The following is a 14,670-nucleotide window of genomic DNA, read 5'->3' on the forward strand; positions in this document are numbered from 1 at the left end:
TCAGGCAGGGTTCCTGATAGTTTACGCGGGCGCCGCACGGACGCGGCCTGCGCACGGCATCGCGCCGGGCGGCACACCGGCGAGGAGGGGCCCGGGAATGAGCGAAGCGGCACACGCACCGTCGGAGGTGCGGCGGGCCCGGTACGCGGTGGCCGCCGTGTTCACCGTGCACGGCGCGGTCACCGGCTCCTTCGCCACGCGGGTGCCGTGGATCCAGGACCACGCCTCCGTGAGCGCCGGTCAGCTCGGCTTCGCCCTGGCCTTCACCGCGTTCGGCGCGGCCTGCGCCATGCCGCTGGCCGGCCGGATCACCCACCGCCTCGGCAGCCGGGCCGCCCTGCGCGCACTGCTCGCGCTGTGGACGCTGGCGCTGGTCCTGCCCTCCCTCGCGCCGGACATGCTCACCCTGTGCCTGGCGATGTTCGTCTACGGCGCCACCGCGGGCATGGCCGACGTGGCGATGAACGCCCTCGGCGTCGAGGTCGAGCAGCGGCTCGGAAAGTCGATCATGTCGGGGCTGCACGGCATGTGGAGCGCGGGCGCGCTGCTCGGCTCGGCGGCCGGTACCCTCGCCGCGCACCTGGGCACGGACGCGCGCCTGCACCACGTCCTGGCGGCGGCCGCGCTGACCGCGCTCGGCCTGCTGGCCTGCCGGTGGGTGCTCGACCTGCGGCCCGCCGAGGACGAGGAGCCCCCGCCCCGCTTCACCCTGCCGCCCCGCTCGGCGCTGCTGATCGGCGCGGTCGGGTTCTGCGCGGTGTTCGCGGAGGGCGCCAGCCTGGACTGGTCGGCGGTCTACCTGGACGACCACCTCGGCACCTCGGCCGGTCTCGCGGCGGCCTGCACGACCGGCTTCATGCTCACCATGGCGGTGGCCCGGATCGTGGGGGACGCCGTGGTGAACCGGTTCGGCGCGGTCCGCACGGTCCGCGCTGGCGGGGTGCTGGCCGCCGCGGGCGGGCTGCTGATCGTGGTGGCGGACCACCCGGCGACGGCCATCGGCGGGTTCGGGATGATGGGCCTCGGCATCGCCGTCGTCGTCCCGCTGTGCTTCGCGGCGGCCGGGCACAGCGGCCCGAACCCCAGCCAGGCCATCGCGGGCGTCGCGACCATCACCTACACCTCGGGGCTGATCGCGCCGAGCCTGATCGGCGGGGTGGCGCAGGCGAGCAGCCTGGTGGTGTCGTTCGGCGTGGTGACGGTGCTGGCGTTCGGGCTCGTCGTGTTCGCGGGCGTGCTGCGCGGCGGCGAGCGCGGGTCCGTGAAGGTCAGTCCGCCGGACGCAGCAGTGCCCGGCCCGCGCTCCTGAACGTTTCGCTCCACGGCGCCGGGCGCATGGTCGCGGGATCGAGGCGGACCAGGACGCGGGTGCCGTGCGCGTAGGTGAACGCCCCGTCGGCCGAGCAGAACCGGAAGCCGTAGGTCAGGCCGGTGTTGCCGAGCCGCTCCAGCCACAGGTGGACGGCGTAGGCACCCGGCCTGGTGACGGGCGCCTCGTAGCCGATGCGCAGTTCCTTCACGGCGTTGCAGGCGTCGCCGGCCGCGGCCCAGTCCCCCTCGAAGCGCACGCCGTGCTCCTGCCACAGCTCGGTCCAGGCCCGCTCGACCATCAGCGGATAGCGGGCGTTGTGCAGCAGTCCGAGCGCGTCGAGGTCGTCGAAGTGGACGGTGACGGGCATCAGCCGGCCGTGGGACAGGGCGGGGGCGGCCGGGGCTTCGGCGGTCACGGGCGGGGCTCCTGGGGGCGAAGAGGGACGTACGAGGAAGATGTACGAGGCAAGCACCCCTATCCTAAGCGGTCGCTCACCCTCCGGATTCGCGTGAGAATGGGCCGGACATCCACACCGCGCCGGACGACTTCCGCACCGGGACGATCTCCTCACCGCACCGGAACGGCTTCGACGCCGCACGAACGAAAGCGAAACCCACCATGGATCTTGGCGTCCGCTGGAAACTGCACGGCGACGGGCGCACGCCGGAGCCCGGAGCGGTGGTCCGCCCCGACGAGCGGCTCTCCTGGCCCCGCACGGCCGGCCTCGGCGCACAGCACGTGGTGGCCATGTTCGGGGCGTCCTTCGTGGCCCCCGTCCTGATGGGCCTGGACCCCAACCTGGCCATCATGATGTCGGGCGTCGCGACCATGATCTTCCTGCTCGCGACCCGCGGCCGGGTGCCCAGCTACCTCGGCTGCTCGCTGTCGTTCGTGGGCGTCGCGGCGGTCATCCGCGCCCAGGGCGGCACGAGCGCCACCGTCACCGGCGCGGTCCTCGTCGTGGGTGTCGCGCTCTTCCTGGTGGGCGTGGCCGTGCAGCGGTTCGGCGCCCGGATCATCCACGTCGCGATGCCACCGGTCGTGACGGGCGCGGTCGTGATGCTGATCGGCTTCAACCTCGCCCCCGTCACCGCCTCCACCTACTGGCCGCAGGACCAGTGGACGGCCCTGCTGGTCATGCTGTTCACCGGTCTGGCCGTGGTCTGCCTGCGCGGCTTCTGGTCCCGCATCGCGATCTTCCTCGGTCTGCTCTTCGGCTACGGCATCTCCTGGGCGTTCGACCGGATCTTCGGCCGGATCCACTCGGCGGACGCGAGCGGCAAGGTCGTCGACCACTGGCGGCTGGACCTCTCCGCCGTGGGCCGGGCCGACTGGATCGGCCTGCCCTCCTTCCACGGCCCGAGCTTCGAGTGGTCGGCGATCCTGGTGGCCCTCCCCGTCGTCATCGCGCTGGTCGCGGAGAACGCCGGGCACGTCAAGGCGGTCGGCGAGATGACCGGCGATCCGCTGGACGACAAGCTGGGCACGGCGATCTCGGCCGACGGCATCGGTTCCGTGCTGTCCACGGCGGTCGGCGGCCCGCCCACCACCACGTACTCGGAGAACATCGGCGTGATGGCCGCGACCCGCGTCTACTCCACGGCCGCCTACTGGGCCGCGGCGGGCTTCGCGCTGCTGTTCGGCCTGTGCCCCAAGTTCGGCGCGGTGGTGGCCGCGATCCCGGGCGGCGTCCTCGGCGGCATCACCGTCATCCTGTACGGCATGATCGGCCTGCTCGGTGCCCAGATCTGGCTCAACGCCGGGGTCGACCTGCGCAATCCGCTGAACCTGGTGCCGGCCGCCGCGGGCATCATCATCGGCGTCGGCAACGTCACCATGGAGTTCACCGACACCTTCTCGCTCAGCGGCATCGCCCTCGGCACCCTGGTCGTCATCACCGGCTACCACGCCCTGCGCGCCTTCGCCCCCGCCCACCTCAAGACCCAGCCGCCGCTCCTCGACGAGGGCACCAGCTCCTACGACGAGGCCGGCTCGTAGGCGTACCGGGGCGCCCGCCCGATCACCGTCGCGGCCGGTGCGGCGGCGGGTGCGGCGCCCCGCCGCCCGACCCGCGGCTCGGGTGTGGCCCGCACGCGCCTTCCGCCTCCCGCGCTCCCACGCGGCGGACCTGTTCGCTCGTTCCGGGGAAGCAGCGGGCCTGCGGGCCCGCGAACCGCCCGGGGCTGCGACCCTTCCTGCATGCCGCACCCGGAACAGTTCGTCCCTCCCCCCGGCGCGTCCGCCGGCGTCGACGGGGTGCTCTCCCGTATGCGCGCCCTCGACGCGGCCCTCCCGCCCCAGGACGGGATCGCCGTCTTCAACCGCGTCTACCTCGCCGTGACGGAGGAGGTGGACCGGCACGTCGGCACCGGCCGGTTCGGCGCCCCCCGAGCCGCGGTCACGCTGGACGTCCGGTTCGCGGAGCGCTACCTCGCCGCCGTCGACGCGGCCACGGCCGACCGCCGTCCCCCGGCCTGCTGGCGCCCGCTGTTCCAGCTCCGCCGTCATCCGGGCGTACGGCCGCCGCAGTTCGCGCTCGCGGGCGTGAACGCCCACATCGGGCACGACCTCGCGCTCGCCGTCGTGGACGCCTGTCGGAGCCTCGGCTGCGAACCGGCCGAACTGGAGGACGAGTTCGACCGGGTGGGCGATCTCCTGGTGGCGCTGGAGGAGCGCGTGCGCGAGGACCTGATGCCCGGCCCCGACCTGCTCCGGATCGCCGATCCGCTCACCCACCTGCTCGGCTCCTGGAACCTGGAGCGGGCCCGCGAGGCCACCTGGTCCGCGGCCCGCGCCCTGTGGGCCCTGCGCCGTCTCCCGGACGTCGCCGGGGAGTTCACCGACCGCCTCGACGCGGCGGTCGGCCTCGCGGGCCGCATGCTCCTCACCCCCCTGCCGGAGGACCGGCCGGACGGCGCGAGCCCGGCCTGATCCGAACGAGGGACCCTAGTCCTCCGGCAGTTCGACCGGGGCGATCTCGTCGTACACGTCGCCCGGGCCGGGGTTGGTGGCGTCCGTCGTCCCGCCGAGGTGGTGCATCACGCCCCACACCGCGTTGAGGGCGGTCTGGACGGCGCCCTCGGCCCAGCCCGCGGTCCAGGAGATGTCGTCGCCGGCGAGGAAGATGCCCCGCTTGTCCTCGGGCAGCCGGTCCTGCATGAAGTGGGTGAACAGGCGCCGCTGGTAGCGGTAGTGGCCGGGTAGGTTGGCCTTGAACGCGCCCATGAAGTAGGGCTCGTTCTCCCAGGAGACGGTGACCGGGTTGCCGATGACGTGCTTCCTGATGTCGACGTTCGGGTAGATCTCGCCGAGCGACTTGAGCATGACCTCCATCCGCTCGTTCGCGGACAGCGGCAGCCACTTCAGGCTGTCGTCGCACCAGGTGTAGGACAGGCAGATCACGGCGGGCCGGTCGGGGCCGTCGTCGAGGAGGTAGGTGCCGCGGGTCATGCGGTCGGTGAGCGTCATCGACATGACGTCCCGGCCCGTGTCCGCGTCCTTGTCCAGCCAGAACGGCCGGTCGACGGGGACGAAGAGCTTGGAGCTCTCCATGTAGTGGGTGCGCTCGATCGCCGTCCAGTGGTCGATCGGGAAGAGCGAGTCGTCGCAGGCGATCTTCGACAGCAGCATCCAGGACTGCGCCGTGAAGACGGCGGCCCGGTAGGTGCGGATGTCCCCGTTCGCGTCGGTGACGGTGATGCGGTTGCCCGCGGTGCGGTGGAGGCGGGTCACCGCCGGGCGGGGCTCACCGCCCTCGTGCAGGCTCGCGAGCGAGGTGCCGTAGGGCCAGTGGACGATCTTCTCCGGCTCGCGCTCCCACAGCCGCAGCGGCAGTTGCTGGGAGCCGCCGACGATGCCGCGGTGGTGGTCGTCGGCCTCGGTGTAGACGACCCGGAGGATCTCCAGGATGGAGTTGGGGAAGTCGGTGTCCCAGCCGCCGGTGCCGAAGCCGACCTGGCCGAAGATCTCGCGGTGCCGGAAGGACCGGAAGGCCTCGGAGTCGCAGAGGAAACCGTAGAAGGTCTGGTTGTCGAGCTTCTCGACGAGCTTCGCCCAGATCTCGCGGATGCGCGGCACGTCCCGCTCGCGCATCGCGCGGTTCATGTCGGAGAAGTCGGCTCCCTCCTCCAGGCACTTGTTCCAGGCGGCGGCGACGTCCCGGTAGACCTGCGGCAGGTCGTCGATCGTCTCGGCGTAGTGGGACTCGCCCTTGAGGTCGACGACGGTCGAGGGCGTGGTCTCGGCGAGCGGGTTGGGGAACGGGCGGGTCTCGAGGCCCACCAGGTCGATGTAGTGCTGGAGGGCCGTGGAGGACGGCGGGAAGCGCATCGCGCCCATCTCGGCGGTCAGCGAGGGGTCGCAGCCGTCGAAGCCCACCGTGCGCAGCCGTCCGCCGATCCGGTCGGCCTCGTACACGACGGGCTTGAGGCCCATCTTCATCAGCTCGTAGGCGGCGACGATCCCGGACAGCCCGCCGCCGATCACGGCGACCTCGGTGCCGTGCTCGGTGGCCGGTATCTGGCCGAGGCCCGCCGGGTGGGCGAGGAAGTCGTCGTAGGCGTACGGGAAGTCCGGGCCGAACATCGTGATCGGCGGCTGCTGCTCGTCTGCGTGCTCGACGGCGTTGGGCACGGTGGACGTCATGAGGTGCGGACTCCTTGCGGCGACGAGGAAGGGAAGACAGGGGGTTTCAGACCAGGGACCCGTAGAGGCCGGGGCGGCGGTCCTTCAGGTACGGGTTCGCCTCGCGTGAGGCGGCCACGAAGGCGGGGTCGGCGTCGGCGAACACGAGTTCCTCGTCGCGTCCGGCGCGGGCGCGGGCGACGCCGTCGGGACCGGCCAGGGTGGAGAGCCCGACGAACTCGAACTCCCCTTCCCGGCCGACCCGGTTGACGTAGGCGACGTACATCTGGTTCTCGAAGGCGCGCACCGGGATCATCGACTCGGCGACGAACTGGAAGGGGTGCATCTGCGCCGTCGGCACCACCAGCAGGCCGGTGCCGGCCAGGGCGTGGGCGCGGACGTTCTCCGGGAACTCGACGTCGTAGCAGATCATGAGGCCGACGGTCAGGCCGCCGAGTTCCGCCTGGACGACGGGCCGGTCGCCGGGTGTGAAGTGGTCCCGCTCGAAGCAGCCGAAGAGGTGCGTCTTGCGGTAGTTCGCCAGGCGGACCCCGTCGGCGGAGATCAGCTGCGCGGCGTTGTACACCGTCTCGCCGTCGCGCTCCGGGTATCCGTAGGCGACCGCGAGACCGTGCCGCCCGGCGAGGTCGGCGACCGCGTCCGCGGAGTCGCCGTCGGCGGGCTCGGCGAGGCGGGCGACGTCGTCGCCGATCGCGTACCCGGTCAGGAACATCTCCGGCGCGACCAGCAGCCCGGCGCCCGCGGCGGCGGCGCGGCCCGCGGCGGCGTCGAGGACCTTGAGGTTCTCGACGACGGAGCCGGGGCGGCCGGAGCTCTGGAGCAGGGCGATGCGCATGCGTGTTCCTCACCGGAGGCGGAAGGGTGTGGGGGACACCTAGACGGTACGGTCCGCCGACCGGGGCGGACAAGGAGGAGCCGTTGCGCGCCGGTGAGCTGTTCGTTGCGTGCGGGGGGCGCGGGGCGGCGATTCGTTGCGCGGCCCCGCGCCCGGGTCAGCGCCGCGGACCACGGCCGCGGGATCACGGCCGCGGGGACGTCGTCGCGGGATCACCGCCGTACGGCCACCAGCAGCGCGGTCACCAGACAGGGCGCCGCGAACAGCGCGAAGGCGGTGCCGTGCGCGGTCGCCGAGGCGAGCGGGGCGTAGGTGACGTACACCGCGATCGTGGTGAGTTCGGTGCCCAGGCCCGCGACAGAGGTGAGCGTGGCCCGGCCGGAGCCCTCGATGCGCCGCTGGAGGCGGGCGTCGGCCAGTACGGTCGCCAGCTGGAAGCCGCCGAAGGCCAGGGCCACCAGGGCCAGGCCCGCCGGTGTGCCGGTGCCCGCCCCGACGGCGAGGGCGAGCGCGGCGGCGGTGAGCAGCGCGGCGAACCCCCTGCGGCCCAGGCGCCCGGCCGGGCCGGCCAGCAGGCTTCCGGCGGTGACGCCGGCCCAGATCATCATCAGCAGAGGGGGGATCGACGCGTCGGGGGCGCCGGTGTCCCGCGCCAGCAGCGGGGTGTACTCGTCGAGCGCGCCCCAGACGGCGGCGACGGCCGGGACGAGCAGGAGGGCGCCGCGCACGGAGCGGTCGCGGCGGGCCTCGGCGAGGCCGGCCCGCAGGGCCGCCGCCCAGCCCTCGTCGTCACCGTCGGCGGGAGCGGGGGCGCGGTGCTCGGGGAAGCGGGTCGCCGTCGCGGCGCACAGCAGACAGGCCAGCACGCTGGCCGCGCCGACCGCCGGATAGCCGTACCCCGCGAACACCGGACCGGCCAGGGCCATCGCCGTCATCGCCGCGGCCTGCCCGGCCGCGTGGGCCCGGCCCATGAGGCGGGCGTACCGGTCCGCCGCGCCGAGCCGCTCCAGCTCCTCGTAGACCAGGGCCTCCAGGGCGCCCGAGCCGAGCGCCCCGCGGGCGCCCCACAGCACGAAGCCGGCGGCGAAGGCCCCGTACGACGGGAACAGCACCCACAGCGCGAAGCCGGCCGCGCCCAGCAGCGGGCCCAGCCACAGCAGCAGCCGTCGGGAGACGGCGTCCGCCCAGGCGCCGGAGGGAATCTCCAGCAGGACGCCGGTCGCCGACCAGAGGACGAACAGTGAGGACATCTGCCCGACGGACAGCCCGGTGTCGGCGAAGAGCAGCGCGTACACCGGGTAGAGCAGGACGAACTCGTCCAGGAACGCATAGCCGTACAGCGTGGTCGTGAGCCGCCGTACGCCCGGTGCGCCGAGGGGCGCACGGGCAGGTGAGTGAGTCATGGGGCCTTCCCGCAGGGACGTTTCGGACACCGGGGGTACGGCGTCCGAGGCGGCCCTCGGGAGGCACGGCTGCTGGATCAATGTCGCCAGGTCATGGGACCGAGGGTAGACCTGGGCCCGGCCCGCTCACCAGCGCTTTGTGAAGCCGGCGCGGGCGCGGCCCCGGGCTTCGCGGAGCCGGTGGTCGCGGCCCCGGGCTTCGCGGAGTCGGCGGCCGCGGGGCTGGGCCCCGCAGAACCGGGCCCCGCGGAACCGGCGGCTCTCAGGTCGGCGAGCCGGAGGAGAAGCGGCGCAGCAGCGGGGAGAGCACCAGCACCGACTTCGTGCGCTCCACGAAGGGCTCCCCCGCGATCCGCTCCAGGACCCGCTCGAAGTGGCGCATGTCGGCGGCGAAGACCTGGGCGATCGCGTCCGCCTCCCCGGTGACGGTGGAGGCGGCCACGACTTCCTGGTAGCGCTCCAGGCCCCGCTGGATGGTCTCCGGCGAGGTGTTGCGCCGGCAGTAGATCTCGACGTACCCCTCGGTCTCCCAGCCCAGGGCCGCCGGGTCGACGCGCACCGTGAACCCGGTGATGGCCCCGGTGGCCCGCAGCCGGTCCACGCGCCGTTTCACGGCGGGTGCGGAGAGTCCGACGAGCTGCCCGATGTCCGCGTAGGAGCGGCGGGCGTCCTCGGCGAGGGCGTGCACGATGCGTTCGTCGAGATCGTTCAGCACTGCGGGTCGTTCACTTCACTTCGGATGACGCGAGGCGGGAGCGGCGGTGGCCGTAGAGGAAGTAGAACACGAGCCCGACCGCCGTCCAGACACCGAAGACCACCCAGGTGACGGCGGAGAGGCTGCCCATCATCCAGACGCAGAAGGCGAAGCCCAGCGCGGGCAGCACCGGCGACAGCGGGACGCGGAAGGTGCGGGGCATCTCCGGGCGGGTCCGGCGCAGCACCACGACGGCCACGTTGACCAGGGCGAAGGCGAAGAGGGTGCCGATGCTGGTGGCGTCGGCCAGCTGGCCGAGCGGGACGGCGGCGGCCAGGACACCGCAGAACAGCGAGACGATCAGCGTGTTGGCGCGGGGCGCGCCGGTCTTCGGGTGCACGCGGGAGAACACCTTGGGCACGAGCCCGTCCCGGGACATCGCGAAGAGGATGCGGGTCTGGCCGTACAGGACGGTCAGGACGACGCTGGCGATGGCGATGACCGCGCAGAAGGCCAGCAGGGTGCCCCAGAAGGCCTGGCCGGTGACGTCGCGCATGATCTGGGCGAGCGCGGCCTCCGAGTCGGTGAAGCCCCGCCAGGGCTTGGCGCCCACGGCGACGGCGGCGACCAGGACGTACAGGGCGGTCACGATGACGAGGGACAGCATGATCGCGCGGGGCAGGTCGCGCTGTGCGTTCGTCGCCTCCTCACCGGCGGTGGAGGCGGCGTCGAAACCGATGTACGAGAAGAAGAGGGTGGCCCCGGCGGCGCTGACGCCGGCCATGCCGAGCGGCATGAAGTCGGCGTAGTTGCCGGAGCGGAAGCCCTGGACGCCGATGGCGCAGAAGAGCACCAGCGCGGCGATCTTCACGACGACCATGACGGTGTTGGCGCGGGCGGACTCGCGGGCGCCGCCGAGCAGGAACGCCATCGTGAGCAGGACGACGATCAGCGCGGGCAGGTTGAAGACGCCGCCGTCACCGGGCGGGGCGGACAGTGCGGCCGGGATGGTGACGCCGATCGTGCCGTCGAGCAGTTCGTTGAGGTACTCGCCCCAGCCGACCGCGACCGCGGCGACCGACACGCCGTACTCCAGCACCAGGCACCAGCCGCAGACCCAGGCGATCAGCTCGCCCATCGTTGCGTACGCATACGAGTAGGAGGAGCCGGCGACCGGGATGGTGCCCGCCAGTTCGGCGTAGGACAGGGCCGAGAACAGCGCCGTGAGTCCGGCGATCACGAAGGACAGCGTGACGGCCGGTCCGGCCTTGGGGACCGCTTCGCCGAGGACGACGAAGATGCCGGTGCCGAGCGTCGCGCCGATGCTGATCATGGTCAGCTGCCACAGTCCGAGGGAGCGCCGCAGGGATCCTCCCTCACCCTGTCCACCCTCGGCGACCAGGCGTTCCACGGGCTTGCGCCGCATCAGGCGCGCGCCGAGCCCGGGGGGTGCGGGGACGGTCCGACTGCGCTGTTGCGGGGGTGCGCCTTGGTCGAGCACGCGCTGACTCCTTCGTCGCTGCCGATCGGAGCGACGGGGACCGGCGGCACCCCTGCGCGAACAGGAACCCACCGAGCGGGGTCCCCGCCGCACCTTGTACAGCGCACGACCCTACGAGGGGGAGCGTTGCCGGTGTAATGCAGCAACCTTGCGCGTATCCGCAAGATCGTTGCGTCTGTCGCGGCGGAGTGCCCATTCGTTGCGCGGTGACGGCGGAGCCCGTCGGCGGCGGGGAGGCGCGGAGGGACGCGGGTCCGTCGGCGGCGCGGAGGGACATGGGTCCGTCGGAGGCCCGGAAGGACGCGGGCCCTGCGACGGCCGGACCCGCGGTGTCCTCGGCGGTGACGGCGGCGCCCCGCGGGGCGCTCAGCTCCAGCTGGCGTGCAGGGGCTGGCCCTCCGCGTAGCCGGCCGCGCTCTGGAGGCCGACGACGGCCTTCTCGGCGAACTCCTCCAGGGAGGCGGCACCGGCGTAGGTGCAGGAGGAGCGGACGCCCGCGACGACCGAGTCGATCAGGTCCTCGACGCCCGGACGGCCCGGGTCGAGGAACATGCGCGAGGTGGAGATGCCCTCCTCGAACAGCGCCTTGCGGGCCCGGTCGTACGCCGACTCCTCGGAGGTGCGGTTGCGCACCGCGCGCGCGGACGCCATGCCGAACGACTCCTTGTAGAGCCGTCCGTCGGCGTCCTGCTGGAGGTCGCCCGGGGACTCGTAGGTGCCCGCGAACCAGGAGCCGATCATCACGTTGGACGCGCCGGCCGCGAGGGCCATCGCCACGTCGCGCGGGTGGCGGACGCCGCCGTCGGCCCACACGTGCTTGCCGTACTTCCTCGCCTCGGCCGCGCACTCCAGGACCGCGGAGAACTGCGGCCGGCCCACGCCGGTCATCATGCGGGTGGTGCACATGGCGCCGGGGCCGACACCGACCTTGATGATGTCGGCGCCCGCGTCGACGAGGTCCTTGACGCCCTCGGCGGAGACGATGTTGCCGGCGACGATCGGGACCTGCGGATCGAGGTCGCGCACCAGCCGGATCGCGCTGATCATCGACTCCTGGTGGCCGTGGGCCGTGTCGATGACGAGGGTGTCGACGCCCGCGTCCAGCAGCAGCTTGGCCTTCTCGGCGAAGTCGCCGTTGATGCCGACGGCGGCGGCGATCCGCAGCCTGCCCCGCGCGTCGGTGGCGGGCGTGTACAGGGTGGCGCGCAGAGCGCCCTTGCGGGTGAGGATGCCGGCCAGCCGGCCGTCCGCGTCGACCGCGGGGGCGTAGCGCCGGTTGGCCGCGTCGAGGGTGTTGAAGGCCTCACGGGGGTCGATGTCCGCGTCCAGGAGCAGCAGGTCCTTGGACATGACCTCGGTGAGCTGGGTGAAGCGGTCGACGCCGCTGAGGTCCGTGTCCGTGACGACACCGACGGGGCGGGCGTCCCCGTCGACGACGACGCCCGCGTTGTGCGCCCGCTTGGGCAGCAGGGCCAGCGCGTCGGCGACGGTCTGGTGCGGGGCGAGCATGATCGGGGTGTCCAGCACGAGGTGGCGGCTCTTGACCCAGGAGATGACGTCGGTGACGACGTCGATCGGGATGTCCTGGGGGATCACCACGAGGCCGCCGCGCCGCGCCACGGTCTCGGCCATCCGGCGCCCGGCGACGGCGGTCATGTTGGCCACGACCAGCGGGATCGTGGTACCCGTGCCGTCCGGGGAGTTGAGGTCCACGCCCAGACGCGATCCGACCGCGCTGCGGCTCGGGACCATGAAGACGTCGTCGTACGTGAGGTCGTACGCGGGCTGGATGTCGTTGAGGAAACGCACGTGCCGCACATCCCAGTCGATCAGAGGTGACCCCCGGACCGGCCGGCCAGGGGGAAGAGCACGTACTTCATTGTCCCATGAGAGCCGTGACGTCCGGCCCGGGAGAATCGTCCAGGCTGGTCAGGAGGGTGTTCGGAGGATCGTCCGAGGGACACCCGCGGGGCCCGCCGGTCAAGCGCGCGGGAGGCCCCCGAGGGCGAGCGCCACCGACAGCCGGGGCGTGCGGTCCACGGCCTGCGCGAACACCTCCTCGGCGACCGCCCACTCCCGCGCGTTCTCCCGCGCGTACGGCCGCCAGCCCCGTACGACGACCAGCAGCCCCCGGTCGGCGCACCCGGCGGGCCAGACGCCGGGGTCGGCGAGGGAGTCGGCGAGCGCGTCCCAGTTGCGCCCGAACCACTCCGGGAGGTCCAGGGCACGGGCGGCACGGTCCATCAGGCCCGCCTTGTCCGTGACCCCGTCGAGGTCCAGCGTGACCACGTGCTGCGTCATCTCGGTACCGTCCTGAACGAGTCGGGTGGTCGTCGGTGCAGTGAGTACGGTGGGTGACGGGCGGGCGGGGAAGCACACGGGGGACGCACCGCGGCAGCGTGCGCCGACGCTGTCACGGCCGTCCCCTCATGACCTGCCGTCGGGGGCGGTCAGGCCCCGTCGGGGTCCGCCCGGTTCAGGGCGGGCCTGGGCGTCGGACCCGCCGTCATCAGGTAGTCCGCGGCCGAGGTGTCGGTCACCAGGCTGGTGACGAGCCCCGAGCGCAGCACCGCGTCGATCGCGGCCGCCTTGCGCTGCCCGCCCGCGATCGCGACGACCTCGGGGATACGGCGGAGCTGGTCCGCCTTGACGGTGATGCACCGCTCACCGAGGTCCCGGCCGACCCGGCGCCCCTCGGAGTCGAAGAGGTGCGCGGACATCTCGGCGGCGACCCCGAGCGAGGCGTAGTGCGCCCGCTCCTCGTCGCTGAGCATGTCGTGCACCGTCGAGATGCCCGGCTCCCACGAACCGATGGAGACACAGGCGACCGTGACCTTGTCGAAGTACTCGAAGGCCCGGGCGATCCCGGTCTGGTGGCGCAGCGCGATCGCGGTGGCCGCGTCCGGCAGCAGCATCGGCGCGTAGATGGGGTGCGCGTCGCCGCCGGACACCTGGGCGGCGCGGCGGACGGCCTCGACGGAGCCGCGCTCGGCGGTCCCGGCGTCGTACACGCCCGTCAGCTGCACCACCGTGCAGGGCGGCAGCCGGTCCAGCGCCGCCGCCATGTGGATGGTGGACCGGCCCCAGGCCAGGCCCAGGACGTCCCCCTCGTCGAGCAGCTCGCCGAGCAGGTCGGCGGCCACCTCCCCGAGGTTCTCGGGGTCGGGCGACTCCTCGGCGTCGGCCGGGGACTCGACCACCACGGCGTGCCTGAGGCCGTACCTGGCGCGGAGCGCGTCGGAGCGCTCGGCGTCCAGTTCGGCCGGCACGCGGATCTCGATCCGCACGAGATCCCGTTCGAGGGCGGTCTCCAGGACCCGGGCCACCTTGAAGCGGCTGACGCCGAACTCCTCGGCGATCTGGATCTTGGATTTGCCCTCGAGGTAGAAGCGGCGGGCCATGGCCGCCGCCTGCACCAGCTCAGCGGGTCCCATCCGCATGGCTGACCGGCCCGCCGACATACCCGACACGGCGATCTCCTCACTGCTGTTCACACTCTGGATTCGCCGTTCATCCTTGCAGATGCGGCGCACTCGATCGGCCCTGATCGCGGCCGTTCACATTCCCTTGGTCCCGCGGTCGCCCACCCGTGCGTCAGTGGGCGCACGCCCAGGACGCCTCGGCGGTCGCCCCCTCGGCCTGCGTGCGCAGTGCACGTACCGCCTCGGCCGGGTCCGACGCCCCGTAGACCGCCGAGCCGGCGACGAAGACGTCGGCGCCCGCCTCGGCGCACCGCTCGATGGTGGCGGCCGAGACCCCGCCGTCCACCTGGAGCCAGAGCTCGAGGCCGTGCTTGCTGATCAACTCGCGGGTGCGGCGAATCTTCGGCAGCATGATGTCGAGGAACGCCTGTCCCCCGAAGCCCGGTTCGACCGTCATGATCAGCAGCATGTCGAGCTCGGGGAGCAGGTCCTCGTACGGTTCGACGGGCGTCGCCGGCTTCAGCGCCATCGAGGCGCGCGCCCCCTTGGCGCGGATCTCGCGGGCGAGCCGGACCGGCGCGGCGGCCGCCTCGACGTGGAAGGTGACGGAACCGGCCCCCGCCTCGACGTACTGGGGCGCCCAGCGATCGGGGGCCTCGATCATCAGATGGCAGTCCAGCGGCGTGTCCGTCGCACGGGCCAGGGACTCCACGACCGGCACACCGAGCGTGAGGTTCGGGACGAAATGGTTGTCCATGACGTCGACGTGAAGCCAGTCGGCTCCCTCGACCGCCTTCGCCTCGTCCGCGAGGCGGGCGAAGTCGGCGGACAGGATGCTGGGGTTGATCTGCGCGGCCAT

The 14,670-nt window shown here is 72.8% G+C and carries 13 protein-coding genes; 3 read left to right on the plus strand and 10 right to left on the minus strand.

Going from position 1 to position 14,670, the window contains the following annotated elements; translation table 11 throughout:
• The first annotated feature begins 97 nt into the window (after window positions 1–97).
• Window positions 98–1,309 carry an MFS transporter gene (locus ACH4N1_RS16095; protein ID WP_398097627.1) on the plus strand — a complete coding sequence of 404 codons (1,212 nt, stop codon included), beginning with the start codon at window positions 98–100 and terminating at the stop codon, window positions 1,307–1,309.
• Here the strand turns inward: ACH4N1_RS16095 and ACH4N1_RS16100 are convergent.
• Window positions 1,269–1,727 (minus strand): acyl-CoA thioesterase, encoded by a 459-nt coding sequence (locus ACH4N1_RS16100; protein ID WP_398097628.1) that lies wholly within the window; start codon window positions 1,725–1,727, stop codon window positions 1,269–1,271. The genes ACH4N1_RS16095 and ACH4N1_RS16100 overlap by 41 nt on opposite strands.
• Window positions 1,728–1,930: 203 nt before the next feature.
• Here ACH4N1_RS16100 and ACH4N1_RS16105 point away from each other — a divergent pair, with 203 nt between their 5' ends.
• Window positions 1,931–3,310, plus strand: a complete 1,380-nt coding sequence (locus ACH4N1_RS16105) for a uracil-xanthine permease family protein (RefSeq protein WP_398097630.1) — start codon at window positions 1,931–1,933, stop codon at window positions 3,308–3,310.
• A 201-nt stretch (window positions 3,311–3,511) separates the two neighbouring features.
• Window positions 3,512–4,243, plus strand: a complete 732-nt coding sequence (locus ACH4N1_RS16110) for a DUF5995 family protein (protein WP_398097631.1) — start codon at window positions 3,512–3,514, stop codon at window positions 4,241–4,243.
• Between the two features lie 15 nt (window positions 4,244–4,258).
• On the opposite strand, the gene ACH4N1_RS16115 is transcribed toward ACH4N1_RS16110, so the two are convergent.
• The 9 genes from ACH4N1_RS16115 to rpe all read right to left on the minus strand — a co-directional run bounded on the left by ACH4N1_RS16115 (window position 4,259) and on the right by rpe (window position 14,670).
• The gene (locus ACH4N1_RS16115; protein WP_398097633.1) at window positions 4,259–5,956 is read right to left on the minus strand and encodes a flavin monoamine oxidase family protein; all 1,698 of its coding nucleotides are present in this window, start codon (window positions 5,954–5,956) and stop codon (window positions 4,259–4,261) included.
• A gap of 46 nt (window positions 5,957–6,002) precedes the next feature.
• Window positions 6,003–6,791 carry a carbon-nitrogen hydrolase family protein gene (locus ACH4N1_RS16120; protein WP_398097635.1) on the minus strand — a complete coding sequence of 263 codons (789 nt, stop codon included), beginning with the start codon at window positions 6,789–6,791 and terminating at the stop codon, window positions 6,003–6,005.
• 212 nt (window positions 6,792–7,003) lie between these two features.
• Window positions 7,004–8,194: an MFS transporter gene (locus tag ACH4N1_RS16125; RefSeq protein ID WP_398097636.1), complete on the minus strand. Its 1,191-nt coding sequence runs from the start codon at window positions 8,192–8,194 to the stop codon at window positions 7,004–7,006.
• A gap of 262 nt (window positions 8,195–8,456) precedes the next feature.
• Window positions 8,457–8,909, minus strand: coding sequence for an Lrp/AsnC family transcriptional regulator (locus ACH4N1_RS16130; RefSeq protein WP_073493514.1), 453 nt, complete (start codon window positions 8,907–8,909; stop codon window positions 8,457–8,459).
• Between the two features lie 10 nt (window positions 8,910–8,919).
• Window positions 8,920–10,389 carry an amino acid permease gene (locus ACH4N1_RS16135; RefSeq protein WP_398097637.1) on the minus strand — a complete coding sequence of 490 codons (1,470 nt, stop codon included), beginning with the start codon at window positions 10,387–10,389 and terminating at the stop codon, window positions 8,920–8,922.
• Between the two features lie 366 nt (window positions 10,390–10,755).
• Window positions 10,756–12,198 (minus strand): GuaB1 family IMP dehydrogenase-related protein, encoded by a 1,443-nt coding sequence (locus ACH4N1_RS16140; RefSeq protein ID WP_398097638.1) that lies wholly within the window; start codon window positions 12,196–12,198, stop codon window positions 10,756–10,758.
• 171 nt (window positions 12,199–12,369) lie between these two features.
• A complete protein-coding gene (locus ACH4N1_RS16145) occupies window positions 12,370–12,690 on the minus strand; it encodes a barstar family protein (protein ID WP_398097639.1) in 321 nt (106 codons plus the stop codon).
• Between the two features lie 149 nt (window positions 12,691–12,839).
• Window positions 12,840–13,883: a sugar-binding transcriptional regulator gene (locus tag ACH4N1_RS16150; protein WP_382781501.1), complete on the minus strand. Its 1,044-nt coding sequence runs from the start codon at window positions 13,881–13,883 to the stop codon at window positions 12,840–12,842.
• Between the two features lie 100 nt (window positions 13,884–13,983).
• A complete protein-coding gene (rpe, locus tag ACH4N1_RS16155) occupies window positions 13,984–14,670 on the minus strand; it encodes a ribulose-phosphate 3-epimerase (protein WP_366057797.1) in 687 nt (228 codons plus the stop codon).

Source organism: Streptomyces sp. NPDC017202 (genome assembly GCF_044331705.1).
In the GTDB taxonomy this organism is placed as follows: Bacteria; Actinomycetota; Actinomycetes; order Streptomycetales; family Streptomycetaceae; genus Streptomyces.

Bases quoted from the DNA above. Each gene is read 5' to 3' on its own strand.
- ACH4N1_RS16115 (WP_398097633.1), bottom strand. From the start codon at position 5,956: ATGACGTCCACCGTGCCCAACGCCGTCGAGCACGCAGACGAGCAGCAG.
- rpe (WP_366057797.1), bottom strand. From the start codon at position 14,670: ATGGCCGCGCAGATCAACCCCAGCATCCTGTCCGCCGACTTCGCCCGC.
- ACH4N1_RS16105 (WP_398097630.1), top strand. From the start codon at position 1,931: ATGGATCTTGGCGTCCGCTGGAAACTGCACGGCGACGGGCGCACGCCG.
- ACH4N1_RS16095 (WP_398097627.1), top strand. From the start codon at position 98: ATGAGCGAAGCGGCACACGCACCGTCGGAGGTGCGGCGGGCCCGGTAC.
- ACH4N1_RS16120 (WP_398097635.1), bottom strand. From the start codon at position 6,791: ATGCGCATCGCCCTGCTCCAGAGCTCCGGCCGCCCCGGCTCCGTCGTC.
- ACH4N1_RS16125 (WP_398097636.1), bottom strand. From the start codon at position 8,194: ATGACTCACTCACCTGCCCGTGCGCCCCTCGGCGCACCGGGCGTACGG.
- ACH4N1_RS16145 (WP_398097639.1), bottom strand. From the start codon at position 12,690: ATGACGCAGCACGTGGTCACGCTGGACCTCGACGGGGTCACGGACAAG.
- ACH4N1_RS16110 (WP_398097631.1), top strand. From the start codon at position 3,512: ATGCCGCACCCGGAACAGTTCGTCCCTCCCCCCGGCGCGTCCGCCGGC.